Origin of the sequence: Microbacterium salitolerans (assembly GCF_019720895.1) — a bacterium.
Lineage (GTDB): Bacteria > Actinomycetota > Actinomycetes > Actinomycetales > Microbacteriaceae > Microbacterium.
The window spans coordinates 392,006-405,699 of the sequence record NZ_JAHKSH010000004.1 but is presented as its reverse complement, the minus strand read 5'-3'; the positions used below and the strand labels follow the sequence as shown (position 1 = coordinate 405,699).

The 13,694-nt window shown below is 70.4% G+C and carries 11 protein-coding genes; 6 read left to right on the top strand and 5 right to left on the bottom strand.

The window, feature by feature from the left end; all coding sequences use genetic code 11:
- Positions 1-40: 40 nt before the first annotated feature.
- Positions 41-745 (bottom strand): IclR family transcriptional regulator, encoded by a 705-nt coding sequence (locus KOL93_RS11320; protein WP_221585458.1) that lies wholly within the window; start codon positions 743-745, stop codon positions 41-43.
- Between the two features lie 156 nt (positions 746-901).
- Here KOL93_RS11320 and KOL93_RS11315 point away from each other — a divergent pair, with 156 nt between their 5' ends.
- From KOL93_RS11315 to KOL93_RS11290, 6 genes are all read left to right on the top strand, one after another.
- The gene (locus tag KOL93_RS11315) at positions 902-2,848 is read left to right on the top strand and encodes a primary-amine oxidase (protein WP_221585457.1); all 1,947 of its coding nucleotides are present in this window, start codon (positions 902-904) and stop codon (positions 2,846-2,848) included.
- A 32-nt stretch (positions 2,849-2,880) separates the two neighbouring features.
- Positions 2,881-4,542 (top strand): amidohydrolase, encoded by a 1,662-nt coding sequence (locus KOL93_RS11310; protein WP_221585456.1) that lies wholly within the window; start codon positions 2,881-2,883, stop codon positions 4,540-4,542.
- A 4-nt stretch (positions 4,543-4,546) separates the two neighbouring features.
- Positions 4,547-5,032 (top strand): hypothetical protein, encoded by a 486-nt coding sequence (locus KOL93_RS11305; protein ID WP_221585455.1) that lies wholly within the window; start codon positions 4,547-4,549, stop codon positions 5,030-5,032.
- A gap of 159 nt (positions 5,033-5,191) precedes the next feature.
- Positions 5,192-6,649, top strand: coding sequence for an APC family permease (locus KOL93_RS11300; RefSeq protein WP_221585454.1), 1,458 nt, complete (start codon positions 5,192-5,194; stop codon positions 6,647-6,649).
- A complete protein-coding gene (locus KOL93_RS11295; protein WP_221585453.1) occupies positions 6,646-7,671 on the top strand; it encodes a phosphotransferase enzyme family protein in 1,026 nt (341 codons plus the stop codon). The genes KOL93_RS11300 and KOL93_RS11295 overlap by 4 nt, the downstream gene beginning before the upstream one ends.
- A gap of 33 nt (positions 7,672-7,704) precedes the next feature.
- Entirely contained in the window at positions 7,705-8,982 is a 1,278-nt protein-coding gene (locus KOL93_RS11290) for an aspartate aminotransferase family protein (protein ID WP_221585452.1), read from the top strand.
- A 7-nt stretch (positions 8,983-8,989) separates the two neighbouring features.
- On the opposite strand, the gene KOL93_RS16375 is transcribed toward KOL93_RS11290, so the two are convergent.
- From KOL93_RS16375 to KOL93_RS11270, 4 genes are all read right to left on the bottom strand, one after another.
- Complete coding sequence (locus KOL93_RS16375; RefSeq protein ID WP_221585451.1) at positions 8,990-9,628, bottom strand: TetR/AcrR family transcriptional regulator; 639 nt, start codon at positions 9,626-9,628, stop codon at positions 8,990-8,992.
- Between the two features lie 38 nt (positions 9,629-9,666).
- Entirely contained in the window at positions 9,667-10,443 is a 777-nt protein-coding gene (locus KOL93_RS11280) for a hypothetical protein (RefSeq protein ID WP_221585450.1), read from the bottom strand.
- A gap of 84 nt (positions 10,444-10,527) precedes the next feature.
- Positions 10,528-11,670, bottom strand: coding sequence for a mannitol-1-phosphate 5-dehydrogenase (locus KOL93_RS11275; RefSeq protein ID WP_221585449.1), 1,143 nt, complete (start codon positions 11,668-11,670; stop codon positions 10,528-10,530).
- 10 nt (positions 11,671-11,680) lie between these two features.
- Complete coding sequence (locus tag KOL93_RS11270) at positions 11,681-13,663, bottom strand: PTS mannitol transporter subunit IICBA (protein ID WP_221585448.1); 1,983 nt, start codon at positions 13,661-13,663, stop codon at positions 11,681-11,683.
- Positions 13,664-13,694 lie beyond the last annotated feature (31 nt).

The following is a 13,694-nucleotide window of genomic DNA, read 5'->3' as shown; positions in this document are numbered from 1 at the left end:
GCGCGAGCGCGCCCGCTCGTCGTCGGCGCCGCGGGCCGCGTCAGCCGCCGAACGACGCCGCGATGATCCGTGCCGCGCGCGTGAGTCGCGCCGCGATCTCGTCGGCGGCGCGCGGCAGGCTCACGTGCACGACCGCGAGCGACGCGGGCGGCTGGCCGGGCAGGGGGAGCGGCACCGACACGGCGTGCAGTGACGGGACGACCTCGTGGGCGCTCGTCGCGTATCCGCGCGCGAGGCTCTCGTCGAGTTCGCGCCGCAGGTCGTCGTCGAGGTCGGCGGGCCAGGAGACGCGGGGGAGCCCCATGAGGATCGCCTTGCCGGGCCCGCCGCGCGTGATCGGGTGGCGGTGGCCGGGGCGGTACGACACCCCGATGCCGCTGCGGGGCGATGCGCTCATGAGCGTCACGGCGTCGTCGCCGTCGAGGAGGACGGCGATGAGGCAGGTCATGCCGAGGTCGTCGGCGACTGCCACGAGCTCGGGATAGGCGGCCTGGTTGAGGTCGCGCGAGGCGCCGTAGGCGAGCGCGGCGAGTCCCGCTCCGAGCCGCACGAGGCCGGATCCGTCGCGCGAGACGAGGTCGTGATCCTCGAGGGTGCGCAGCAGGCGGTAGGCGACCGAACGATGCACCTCGAGGGCTCCCGCGAGTTCGTCGATCGACATCGGGTGCGACGCCGCGGCGATCGTCTCGAGGATCCTGACGCCTCTGTCGAGGGTCTGCGACCCGCTCGTCCCTGCCTGTGCCATTCGTCGATCCTGCCACGGCTCGGCGGGTCGTCAGGGGCGCGGCGCAGAGCACTGTCACGAGAGCGAAACAGAAATGACCCTTGTCAGGAAACTCGCAGGCCGTTAACTTTGAGCAACTGCTCAATAAAGAGCTGCCGGTGGGAACGAAGGAGTGACATGACCGAGGATGTGCGCCACCCGCTCGCGCCGCTGAGCGTCGAGGAGATCGTCGCGATGCGCGAGGTCCTCGACGCCGAGGGGCAGGTGACCGAGGCGACTCGCTTCTCGTACGTCGCCCTGCGCGAGCCGGCGAAGAGCGATGTCCGACGCTGGACGCCCGGCGCGGCGCTGCCGCGCGAAGCGGGAGTCCTGCTGAGCGACCTCGAGGCGCGCACGGTCACCGACGTGGTCGTCGACCTCACGAATCGCCGCGTCGTCGAGAGCCGTCAGCTCGACCCGACGGTCGAGGGGTTCGGCCCCGTCCTGGACGAGGACTTCGAGGCCGCCGAGGTCATCGCGAAGGCCGACGCCGGCTACGTCGCCGCTCTCGCGAAGCGCGGCATCACCGACCTCGACACCGTACGCGTCTGCCCGCTGTCGGCGGGCGTGTTCGGGTACGAGGACGAGGTGGGTGCGCGCATGATCCGCGGCCTGTCGTTCATCCAGGAGCACCCGAAGGACTCCTGCTGGGCGCACCCCGTCGGCGGGCTCGTCGTGCACATCGACCTCGATCAGAAGAAGGTGCTGCGCATCGTCGAGACCGACGTCACGCACACGCCCGAGGAGTCGGGCGACTACCTCGACCCCGCCGTGCGCGGGGAGGAGCGCACCGGCCTCAAGCCGATCTCGATCACGCAGCCCGAGGGCGTGAGCTTCTCGCTCGAGGACGGCGTCCTCTCCTGGCAGAACTGGAGCGTCCGCCTCGGCTTCAACGGCCGCGAGGGCCTCACGCTGCACGAGCTCGCGTTCGACGACCACGGCCGGACCCGCCCGGTCATGTACCGCGGATCCATCAGCGAGATGGTCGTGAACTACGGCGACGTGAGCCCGACGAACTCGTGGCAGAACTACTACGACGTGAGCGAGTACCAGTTCGGCCGCCTCGCGAACTCGCTCGAGCTCGGCTGCGACTGCCTCGGCGAGATCACCTACGTCGACGCCGTGGTCGCGAACGACGACGGCACGCCCCGCACGATTTCGAACGCCATCTGCATCCACGAGGAGGACTTCGGCGTGCTGTGGAAGCACAGCGACGTCTTCGCGGGCACGAACGAGACGCGTCGGCAGCGCCGCCTCGTCGTCTCGTTCTTCGTGACGGTCGGCAACTACGACTACGGCTTCTACTGGTACCTGTACCTCGACGGCAAGATCGAGCTGGAGGCCAAGGCGACGGGCGTCGTCTTCACGAACGCGCACCCGGGAGGCGACTACGCGTTCGCGACCGAGGTCGCTCCCGGCCTCGGCGCTCCCATCCACCAGCACCTGTTCTCGGCGCGCCTCGACATGGCGGTCGACGGATCCGCGAACGCCGTCAACGAGCTCGACGTCGCGCGCGTGCCGAAGAGCGACCAGAACCCCTACGGCAATGCGTTCAGCCGCACCTCGACGCGGCTGCGGCGCGAGTCCGACGCCGTGCGCGATGCCGACAGCTCGGTCGACCGCGTGTGGCAGATCGAGAGCGCCGAGCAGACGAACCGTCTCGGGAAGCCGACCTCGTACGTGCTGTATCCCGAGGGGAAGCCGACGCTGCTCGCGGATCCGGAGGCGTACGTCACGCCCCGCGCCGAGTTCGCGTCGCACCATCTCTGGGTCACGCAGTACGACCGGGACGAGCTGTGGGCCGCGGGCCGCACGACGAATCAGAACCCCGGCGGATCCGGGCTGCCGGAGTACGTGCGCGCCGATCGCTCGGTCGACGGCGAGGACATCGTGCTGTGGCACACGTTCGGTCTCACGCACTTCCCGCGCACGGAGGACTGGCCGATCATGCCCGTCGACTACGCGGGCTTCCGCCTCCTGCCGCACGGCTTCTTCGACAGGAACCCGGCGATCGACGTCCCCGACCTCGCCGGAGCGCACGGCGGAGCGTGCTGCTCCGGGGATGAGTGCCGCTGCCGGCACTGACGCGACCGTCCACGATCCGAAAGGCACGACGCATGAGCACCACCCCCTCCTCGCTCCTCGTGACCGGAGCGAAGATCTGGACCCAGGATCCGGCGCTGCCGTGGGCGAGCGCGCTCGCGGTCGTGGACGGCACGATCGTCTCCGTGGGCGACGAATCGGACGTCGTCCGCGCGCTGGACGGCGAGTACGCGGTCGAGGACGCCGGCGGACGATTCGTCATGCCGGCCCTGGCGGACGGTCACGTGCACCTCGGCCTCGGCGGGACGCAGGCAGCGCACGAGCTGCCGGTGCTGCCGAACGACTCCGTCGACGACGTGCTCGCCAAGGTGCGCGACTGGGCGTCGACGCTGCCGGCGGGAGCGTGGGTCGTCGGTGGGATCATCGGGTCCGGCGTCACCGACACCGTGGCGGCAGACGCGGGCTTCCTCCGCGCTCTCGACGACGCGTCGCTCGGCCACCCTGTGATGCTGCGCGACGACACGATGCACAACCGCTGGGTCAGCTCGCTCGCTCTCGCACGGATGGGCGTCGGAGCCGACACCGCGGATCCCGAGGGCGGCGAGTACGTGCGCGATCGCTCCGGGGCGCTCACCGGCGTGCTCTACGAGCTCGCGTGCGCCCCCGCCGAGGACCTGTGCGCCGAGAGCATCGCGGATCCTGCCGCCCACAAGCGCGAGGCGATGCTCGCCGCCCAGCGCATCCTGCACGGCTACGGCATCACGAGCGCCCACGAGGCGGCGACGATGTCCGCCGCGTGGGAGGCGCTCTCCGATCTGGACCGCGCCGGCGAGTGGACGCTCCGCGTCGTCGGATCCGGGCCCACGCGCCAGTTCCTGGAGCACGGCGTCGTCGGCGACGAGCTGATGGCGGATCTCGGCCGCTACCGCAGCGACCTCCTGCGCGCCGACTTCGTCAAGGTCGTGGCCGACGGGGTGCCGATGACGCGCACGTCCGCCATGCTCCGGCCGTACGTCTGCCATCACGAGGGTGAGGACGAGAGCTTCGCCGGAGAGCCGTACTGGTCGGTGGACGATCTGACGCAGGAGCTCGAGAAGCAGCATGCCCGGGGCATCGGCGCCAAGTGCCATGCGACCGGCGATGCCTCGCTCCGCGTCATCCTCGACGCGGCGGAGAACCTCCGCACGGCGCACCCCGACGAGCCGCGCCAGACGGTGCAGATCGCGCACGCCTCCGTCATCGACGCGGACGACATCCCGCGCTTCGCACAGCACGACGTCATCGCCGACGTGTCGCCCGCCCTCTGGTATCCGAGCGTCATGGTCGAGTCGATCCGGGCGCAGATCGGAGACGAGCGCGCGAATCGCTTCTTCCCGCTGCGGGATCTGGTCGACGGCGGCGCGCTCGTCTCGGCGGGTTCCGACTGGCCGTGTGCGCTGCCGACGCCCGATCCGTGGATCGGACTCGAGACCATGATCACGCGGCGGGATCCCTCTGGCCAGTACCCGGGAACGCTCGGCGACGGCCAGGAGCTCACGCTCGAGGAGGCGCTCGCGGCGTTCACCGTGAACCCCGCGGTCGCGATGGGCATCGCCGACGTCGGCCGCCTGCAGCCCGGCTACGCCGCGGACTTCGTGGTGCTGGACCGGGACCTCTTCGCGATCGACCCCCGTGAGATCCACGACACGCAGGTCGTCCGCACCTACGCATCCGGCCGACTCGTGTTCGAGCGCTGAGACGATGCTCGAGTTCGCGATGGCCGGCGCCGGGGCCGTGGCGGCAGGATCCTGCTGCCTGTCCCCGGCACGTCGGCGCGCGCGGCTCGCGGCGGTCGTCATGGCGCTCGCCTGTCTGCCGATCGCTCTCCTCGAGTGGCGACTCGGCACGGGCCTGGCACTGCTCGTCGCGTCGATGGCGCTCGCCATCGGAGCACGCCGACGCGAGCCTCGCGAGCGGCTCATGGATCTTCATCGCGCTCTCGGCGGGGCGCTGATGGGAGCGATGGTGCTCCTCGGCGACCACGCCGTCACCGCGACCTCGGGGGCGCATGTCCACGGCGTGCCCGCGCACGCCCTCCTCGCGGTCGCGTCGTCTGTCTACCTCCTGTGGACGACCTCCCTGCTGGTGAGACCCGCTCATCGGCGCACCCGAGCGCATCGCATCGAGCTGATCGCGATGGCCGCGATGTTCGCCGCGATGCTCCTCGGAATGTGGGTCGCGGGCTGAGCCCGCGCGACCCGCGCACCCCTCCTCCGAAAGGACTGGCCTCATGGCCGCGACCGAATCCGCGACGACGCGGATGACTGCCCCCACGACGGACCCCGCCGGCGCCCTCGCCGCGGCCTCCGCCCGACCGAACACCCGCGACGACGACGGAGTCCGCGCATGACCGACATCACCGACACTCGCTCGACAGCGCTCAAGGGGAACCTCGGGGTTCCCGGGATCGTGTTCCTCGTCCTCGCGGCCGTCGCACCGCTCACCGGCATGATCGTGGTCGCGGGCATCGCGATCGCCCTCGGAGCAGGCGGGGGGACTCCCGCCGTGTTCTTCGTGATGACGGTCATCCTGCTGCTGTTCTCCGTCGGCTACGCCCAGATGGCGAAGCAGCTCACGAACGCCGGAGGGTTCTATGTCTTCGTCGTGCGCGGTCTCGGCAAGACGGCAGGGCTCGTCGCCGCGATGATCGCCGTCGTCGGCTACAACGCCTTCGTCGCCGGCGCCGTCGGCACGTCGGGGTTCTTCACGGCACTCGTCGTCGCCGACTTCACCGGTCTCGAGACGCCCTGGTGGGCGTGGTCGCTCCTGTGGGCGGCGCTCGTGTGGGTCTTCACCCGCACGGGGATCGACTTCTCGGCGAAGATCCTGGCCGTCGCCCTCATCCTCGAAGTCGTCATCCTCGTCATCCTCGACGGCGCGATCCTCTTCCAGACCGGATTCGCGATGGAGGCGTGGGCGCCGTCCGCGTGGATCGGACCGACGCTCGGTCTCGGCCTGCTGTTCGCGGGAACGACGTTCATCGGCTTCGAGGCGACGGGCCTGTTCGGCGAGGAGGCGCGTGATCCGAAGCGCACGATCCCGAAGGCCACCTACGTCGCGATCGCGGCGATCGGCCTCATCGCCGTCGTCACGACGTGGGCGCTCGTCTCGGCGATCGGCGTCGCGCAGGCGCGCGACGTCGCGCTCGAGCACCTCAGCGCCGGCGACCTGGTGTTCGTCGTGGCAGAAGAGCACATCGGCTCGTTCCTCACGGGGCTCATGCAGATCCTGCTGATCGTGAGTCTGTTCGCCGCGCTCCTCGCCCTGCACAACGCCGCCACCCGGTACCTGTACGCGATGGGGCGGATCGGCGTGTTCCCCCGAATCCTCGCCACGACACGGGAGAAGACGGGCGCCCCCGTCGTCGCCTCGACCGTGCAGATCGTGTTCTCGGTCGTCGTGGCGATGTGCTTCGCCGTCGCCGGCCTCGAACCCATGCTCACGCTCGTGCCCGCCTTCACCGGGCTCGGGACGCTGGGCATCGTCGTGATGCAGGCCATCGCGTCCGTCGCGATCATCGTCGCCTTCCGCCGGCAGCGGGATCGTCGGTGGATGACGACGTTCGCGCTGCCGCTCATCGGAGCGCTCGGACTCTGGGCCGTGACCATCCTGGCGTTCGCGAACTTCGACGCGGTCGCGGGATCGGATGCCCCCGTCATCACGATGCTGCCCTGGGTCTTTCCGCTCGCGGCGATCGTCGGGCTCCTCATCGCGATCGTGCTCAAGTCGCGGCGCAGCCCGGTCTGGGAGGAGCTGGGGCAGGACCTGGATCGCGTCGGCCTCAGCGAGCCGGAGAGGTCATGACGGGCGCGTCTTCGCTCACGCGCGACCAGGCGGATCAGCTCGCCCGGGCCGCTCTTCCCGAGTTCGGCTTCTCGTCCGACGCGCGCGTCGAGTTCGTGAAGCACCGCGAGAACCACACGTACAAGGTCACCTGCCCCGAACGCGGCGAGGCGGCTCTCCGCCTGCACCGGCGCGGGTACCGCGGCGACGCAGAGATCTCCAGCGAGATGCGATGGATCCGTCTGCTCTCCGAGCGCGGGGTCTCCGTGCCATCGATGCGCCTGTCAGCCGACGACACACCCTTCGCGGTCCTCCGCCTCGGCGAGATCGAGCAGCGGGTGTCCGCGCAGGAGTGGCTCGCCGACGCGCGCGCCGTCGGCGACGTCGTCGAATGGTGGGACGGGACCGCCGATCCCGGCTCCGCTCTGCTGCACACGATGGGCGGGCTCGCCGCGGATCTTCATCTCGTCGCCGAGGGGGTCGGAACGCCCGCCTGGTTCCGCCGCGCTGCATGGGACGCGGACGGTCTCGCGGGCGAGGCCCCCGCGTGGGGCCGCCCCGAACGACTGACGACGCTGTCGGATGACGATCGGCGGCTCTTCGCGGTGACACGCGCGAGGGTCCGCGCCGAGCTGACGGCGCTCCCGCGCGACCCGCGGAGATACGGGATCATCCACGCCGACATCACGCCGGAGAACGTGCTCGCCCGCGGCGACGACCACGTCGTGATCGACTTCGACGACTTCGGCGCGGGCTGGTTCGCCTTCGATCTCGCGACGATCGTGTGGTGGCTGTCGCACCGGCCGGACTGCCGGGAGCTGACCCGTGCGCTCCTCGACGGCTACACCGCACGTCGCCCGCTCGACGCGCAGGATCGCGCCGCACTGGAGCCGCTCGTCGTGGCGCGCGCGCTGAGCTACCTCGGGTGGGCGGCCGACCGCCCCGGAGACCCGGCGAGCGAGTGGATCTCGCAGACCGTGGCGCCCTGGGCGCGCACCGTCTGCGAGGCTCATCTCGATGTGCGCCCCCAGCCCTGGCACTGACACCGACACCCCGACCGGAGAGACACCCTCACGATGACATCGACCCTGATCGACCGGCGCCACGCGACCCTGGGCTCGCATTCGCCGCTGTTCTACTCCACACCGCTCGAGATCGTGCGCGGAGACGGCGTCTGGCTCGACGACGCCGAGGGGCGCCGCTATCTCGACGCCTACAACAATGTGCCTCATGTCGGCCACTGCCACCCGCGCGTGGTCGCCGCGATCGCGAAGCAGGCTGCGACGCTCAACCTCAACACGCGCTACCTCAACGAGCACGTCGTCACGTACGCCGAGAAGCTTCTCGCGCTGTTCGACGATCCCCTCGACCGCGTCTTCCTGACGAACAGCGGATCCGAGGCCAACGAGCTCGCGATCCGCATCGCGCGACAGCACACGGGCCGCACGGGCATGATCGTGAGCGACTGGAGCTACCACGGCAACACGATCGCCCTCGCCGAGCTCACGACGGGACTCACCGCGCAGGAGGCGCTCGCCCCGCACGTCCGGGCGGTGCGCGTCCCCGATCTCCTCGCCGAGGACGCCCCGGGCGAGGCGGAGCTCGTCGAGCGGTCGCTCGCGGAGGTCGATCGCGCGATCGAGGAGCTGCAGGCCGAGGGCCACGGCGTGTGCGCGACCCTGTTCGACACCCTCTTCACGACAGAGGGGCTCGTCGAACCGCCGGCCGCATACGTGCAGGGCCTCGTCGACCGGGTGCGCCGCGCGGGCGGGCTCGTGATCGCCGACGAGGTGCAGCCGGGATTCGGCCGCACGGGCTCGCACTGGTGGGGGTACCAGCGGTGGGGCATCTCGCCTGACTTCGTCACCATGGGCAAGTCGATGGGCAACGGCCATCCCGTGGCGGGCGTGGTCACGACGAGCGCGCTGCAGGGCGAGTTCGGCGCCGCGAACATGTTCTTCAACACGTTCGCCGGGAACCCCGTCTCCGCGGCGGCCGCCGAGGCGGTGCTCGACGTCCTCGTCGACGAGCGGCTCCGCGAGCGCGCAGGCGAGACCGGTGCCCTCCTCCGCGAGCGGATGGAGGAGATCACGGCGCCCTACGCGCGCCTCGGACCGGTGCGCGGGGTCGGGCTGTTCTTCGGGTTCGAGATCTTCGCCGACGACGGGCGCACGACCCCGGATCCCGACACGACCCGCGCCATCGTCGAGGACATGCGCGAGCGCGGCGTTCTGCTCAGCCGCATCGGACGCCACGACTCGGTCTTCAAGATCCGCCCGCCGATGGTCACCGAGCGCTCGCACGCCGAGCTGCTCCTCGACAGGATCGCCGAGAGCCTCGCCGCACAGCTGTGACGCCTGGCTACGCGCTCGCGGTGCGCTCCTCGAAGCGCGCCGCGGCGCGGCCCTTCGGCGTGAGCCAGGCCGTCAGCACGGTCTCGATCAGCTGCCACTGCCGGGCCGGCTCGGCGATGGGCGTGCCGAACACGTGCTCGACCTGCGTGCCGGTGACGAGCGTCATGAGCAGGTCGGAGACGCGCTCGACCGGCGCGTGCGCCGTCAGTTCGCCGCGCTCGACGGCGCGGCCGAGGTGGCGCGCGTAGTCCTCATGCCACTGCTTCTCGACCGTGGCCTGCAGCGACGCCATCTCGTGCTTGAACGGGATGCGGCCCCAGAAGCTGACCACCACGCTCGCCTCATCCTGCGTCGTCTTGTCGAGCGGGTGGATCTGCTCGACCATCGCGCAGACCGCGTCGAGGCCTTCGCGGCCGGAGAGGGACGCCGCGATGCGCTCGTTCGTCGCCGCGAAGATGCGCTCGAACGACCGCTGCAGCACCTCGTCGAACCCGTGGAAGTAGTGCCACAGCGCGCCCGTCGAGACCCCGAGCGCTTCCGCGAGCCGCCTCGTCGTCACCGTCTCGACGCCCTCACGGCCCACCAGCTTCAGGTAGGTCGCGATGATCTCCTGGCGGCGGGCTTCACGGTCGACGATCTTCGGCACGTGTCCGATTCTGCCCTACCGCAGCGTGCCGGCCGGCGTCACTGGAGATCGCCGAGGTCGACGCCGCACACCTCCGCAAGCTGGGTGCTGGCGCGCTGCATCTCGACGGAGGCCTCCTGCATGTCGGACGCGTCCTCCACGCCGAGCAGGTCTTCGTACGCGTCGGCGAGGTCGTCGAGCGGCTCGCGCACGGTCTCGGTCTGCATCTGGTCGGACAGGTCGTCGAACAGCCGGTCGAACGGCTGGCCGGGTTCGAGGTCGGCCGGGTCGATCTCGAGCAGCATGTCGCAGTCGGCCTGCACCGCCGCGTCGTCGTCCATGCCCTCGGGCACGGAGTAGTCGGAGTCGTCGTCGGGGACGAGGTCGCCGTACTCGTCGTACATCGTGCCGGCGAAGCCGATGAACCCGGCCACCACGACGATGATCGCCGCGATGATGCCGATGACGCCGCCGACGATCGAGACGATGAGCGCCGCGATGCTCATGCCCTTGCCCTCGGCCTTGCGCGCGAGGGCGATGATCGAGAGCACGAGTCCGGCGATGAGGAACGCCCAGCCCGAGAACGAGACATAGCCGAGCACGCGTCCCGCGTCGCCGGCGAATGCGAAGAATCCGAGACAGACGAGGACGGTGCCCACGATGGCGGCGATCAGCGCGAGGATCGCAAAGATCTTGCCGGGCCGCGGCTTCGGCGGACCCTGCGGCGCACCGGGCGCCGGCGGGGTCGCGGGGGCGCCGTACTCCGTCTGGGGCTGACCGGGCATCGGTGGGGTGGGCGGAGTGTTCGGCTGCTGCGGCTGCTGCGGGTAGCTCATAGCTCGATTGTCCCGCGCCGGCGCCGGATCCGCGAGGAATCCGGGCGAACTGTGGGGAGAACCCGAAGGATCCTCCCCACAGCGTCAGCTGACGTGCCGCGCCACCACCGCGCGGACCGCGGCGAACAGCGGGTGCGCCGGATCGAGTCCGGTCACCTCCGCGGTGAAGGCCTCGGCATCGAGCGCGCCGAGCTTCTCGTGCATCTCGGCGACCTGCGCGTCGTCGGACGTGAACGCGAGCGCGGCGTCGATCGCGCCGACGAGCCCGGCGGTGGGGAGGCCGCGCTCGGCGGCCTCCGCGGCGGGGCCGACGAAGCGCTCGTGACGCGACAGCTTGCGCAGCGGCTGCCGGCCGACGCGCTCCACCGTGTCGGGGAGAGCTGGGTTGCGGAAGCGGCGCAGGATCGTCGCGCGGTAGTCGGCGAGGTCGTCCGCGTCGAACCCGTGCTTCGCCTCGAGCAGTGCGCTCGTCTCCTCGAGGGCGCGCTCGACGGAGGCCGCGACGTCCGCGTCGGCGAGTGCCTCGGAGATCGTGCGGATCCCGGCCTGAGCCCCGTGATACGCGGTCGCGGCATGACCGGTGTTGACCGTGAACAGCTTGCGCTCGATGTACGGACCGAGGTCGTCGACGAAGTGCGCTCCGGGGATCGACGGGAGGTCGGCGCCGAACGGCCCCCTTTCGATCGCCCATTCGAAGAACGGCTCGACCGTGACGTCGATCCCCGCGCCCTCCGGCTGACCGGGCACGATGCGGTCCACGGCCGTGTTCGCGAACACGGCGCGTCCGGAGAGCGCGGCCCACTCGGACCCCGCGAGCTCCTCGACGTGCGCTCGGAGCTGGTCGGTGGCGCCGATCGCGTTCTCGCAGGCCATGACCTGCAGGGGAGCGGCGTCGCTGCGCCGCAGTCGCAGGCCGGCGAGCACGTGGGGGGCGATGAACTTCAGCACCGTCGGCCCGACGGCGCACGTGAGGACGTCGGCGGTCGCGACCTGCGCGGCCACGCCGGCGGGGTCCTCGGCGCTGTTGATCGCCGAGAACCCTGTCACGACGCGGTCGTGACCGCCGTCGCCCACTTCGTGGACCGTGTAGCGGTCGGCCGCCGCGATGGCGTCGACGAGGGGAGCCGCGACGTCCGAGAACACGATCTCGTAGCCGCCCTCCGCCAGCAGCACGCCGACGAAGCCGCGTCCGATGTTGCCGGCGCCGAAGTGGACTGCCTTCTTCATCCGGGGCCCCTCAGTTCAGCGAGCCGGCGAGCAGCGCGTAGAGCGCCTCCGGCGTCTCGGCGGCGGCGAGCTTCGCGACGGTGTCGTCGTCGCTGAACTGCTGCGCGACGCTCGCGAGGATCTCGAGGTGGGCGCCGCCCTTGCCGGCGATGCCCACGACGAAGGTGGCGGTGTCGCCGTCGCCCCAGTCGACGCCGCCGTCGTAGCGGACGACGGAGAGCGCAGATCCGAGAACCGCGTCCTTCGCCTGATCCGTGCCGTGGGGGATCGCGAGCCCGTTGCCCATGAACGTCGACACCGTCGCCTCGCGGTCGCGCATGGCCTCGTAGTAGTCGGCCGTGACGGCTCCGGCGCCCTGCAGGATGCTCGTCGCCTCCTGCAGCGCCTCGTCGCGCGTGACGGAGCCCGCGTGGATCCGCACGTACTCGGGCCGCAGCACCTCGGCGCTCTGCGAGGCCTCCTGCGGCGTCTCGTCCGGCTCCGCGGCCGCGGAGCCGTTCTGCTGCGCGAGGAGCATCTGCACGACCTCGTCGTACTCCGGCGCGTTCATGAAGGTGCCGACCGACACGTGCAGCGCCTCCGGCTCGTTCTGCTTCGCGCGATCCGTGAGCTGCGCCTGCGTGACGACCAGATCGTGGGACCCGTCGAGCGCCGCGATGGACTTGTTGGTGACCGTCACACCGTCGATCCCGGCCTCCTTGATCTTCTTGCGCAGGACGCTCGCGCCCATGGCCGACGACCCCATGCCCGCGTCGCACGCGAACACGACCTTCTCGATCGCCGTGCGGGTCGCGGTCTGCGCCCCGACGAGGCCCGACAGCACGGCCGAGTCCTTGCCCTTGTTCGCCTGCGTCTGCTGGACCGCCGATGCGAAGCTGTCGTCGGCGTTGGCGAGGTCGCGCCTCCGGCTCGCGCGCAGGATGACCGCGGCGATGAGGAACGTGACGGCTGCGGAGACGGCGACGGCGAGGATCACGCCGAGGTAGTCGCCGCTGGCCGTCTGCAGCATCACCGCGAAGATCGAGCCGGGTGCCGCGGGCGCGCGCAGTCCCGTCGAGAACAGCACGTTCACGAAGACGCCCGACATGCCGCCGGCGATGACGGCGATGAGGAGCAGCGGCTTCATGAGCACGTAAGGGAAGTAGACCTCGTGGATGCCGCCGAAGAATTGGATGATCGCGGCGCCGGGCGCGGATCCCTTGGCGGCTCCCACGCCGAAGATCGAGAACGCGAGCAGCAGACCGAGGCCGACACCGGGGTTCGCCTCGAGCAGGAAGAGGATCGACTTGCCGGACTCCTGCACCTCGGCGATGCCGAGCGGCGTGAGCACGCCGTGATTGATCGCGTTGTTCAGGAAGAAGATCTTCGCCGGCTCGATGATGACGCTCGTGAGGGGGAGGAGCCCGTTCTCGACGAGGAACTCGACGGCGATCGAAAGGATGCTCGTGAGCCAGTTGACGATCGGCGCGAGAACATAGAACGCGAAGATCCCGGCGATGAAACCGAAGATGCCGGCCGAGAACATCGAGACGAGCATCTCGAACCCTGCGCGGACCTTCCCCTCCCACAGGGCGTCGAGCTTCTTCATGATCCAGGCCGCCAGCGGACCCATGATCATGGCGCCGAGGAACATGTGGATCTGGCCGAGCCCCTCCTCGCCGCCGTCGATGCGCAGCTGGATGAGCCAGTCGCTTCCCGCGATCGCGCCCATCGTGGCGATGACGCCGACGACGCCGCCGCGCTTGTCGAAGACCATGAATCCGCCGGTGTAGGCGATGACCAGCGGCAGGAGGTAGTGGATCATCGGGCCGACGATCGTCTCGAGCGCGGGGACGGGCGTCCAGCCCTTCTCGATGAAGAAGGCCGTGAACAGCCCCCACGCGACGAGCGCGGGGATGTTGGGCATGATCATGCCCGACATGAAGGAGCCGGCCTTCTGGACGACGACGCGGAAGCCTCCGGGAGGCTTCGACTGCTCTGTCTGCGATGACATGATCTCGTCTTCTCTCTGGTGGGGGATGTGC

What these genes read in the sequence shown, in the direction of transcription:
- KOL93_RS11280 (WP_221585450.1), bottom strand. Translation starts at nt 10,443, where the DNA reads ATGAGCTACCCGCAGCAGCCGCAGCAGCCGAACACTCCGCCCACCCCA.
- KOL93_RS11300 (WP_221585454.1), top strand. Translation starts at nt 5,192, where the DNA reads ATGACCGACATCACCGACACTCGCTCGACAGCGCTCAAGGGGAACCTC.
- KOL93_RS11305 (WP_221585455.1), top strand. Translation starts at nt 4,547, where the DNA reads ATGCTCGAGTTCGCGATGGCCGGCGCCGGGGCCGTGGCGGCAGGATCC.
- KOL93_RS11270 (WP_221585448.1), bottom strand. Translation starts at nt 13,663, where the DNA reads ATGTCATCGCAGACAGAGCAGTCGAAGCCTCCCGGAGGCTTCCGCGTC.
- KOL93_RS11315 (WP_221585457.1), top strand. Translation starts at nt 902, where the DNA reads ATGACCGAGGATGTGCGCCACCCGCTCGCGCCGCTGAGCGTCGAGGAG.
- KOL93_RS11295 (WP_221585453.1), top strand. Translation starts at nt 6,646, where the DNA reads ATGACGGGCGCGTCTTCGCTCACGCGCGACCAGGCGGATCAGCTCGCC.
- KOL93_RS11320 (WP_221585458.1), bottom strand. Translation starts at nt 745, where the DNA reads ATGGCACAGGCAGGGACGAGCGGGTCGCAGACCCTCGACAGAGGCGTC.
- KOL93_RS11275 (WP_221585449.1), bottom strand. Translation starts at nt 11,670, where the DNA reads ATGAAGAAGGCAGTCCACTTCGGCGCCGGCAACATCGGACGCGGCTTC.
- KOL93_RS11310 (WP_221585456.1), top strand. Translation starts at nt 2,881, where the DNA reads ATGAGCACCACCCCCTCCTCGCTCCTCGTGACCGGAGCGAAGATCTGG.
- KOL93_RS11290 (WP_221585452.1), top strand. Translation starts at nt 7,705, where the DNA reads ATGACATCGACCCTGATCGACCGGCGCCACGCGACCCTGGGCTCGCAT.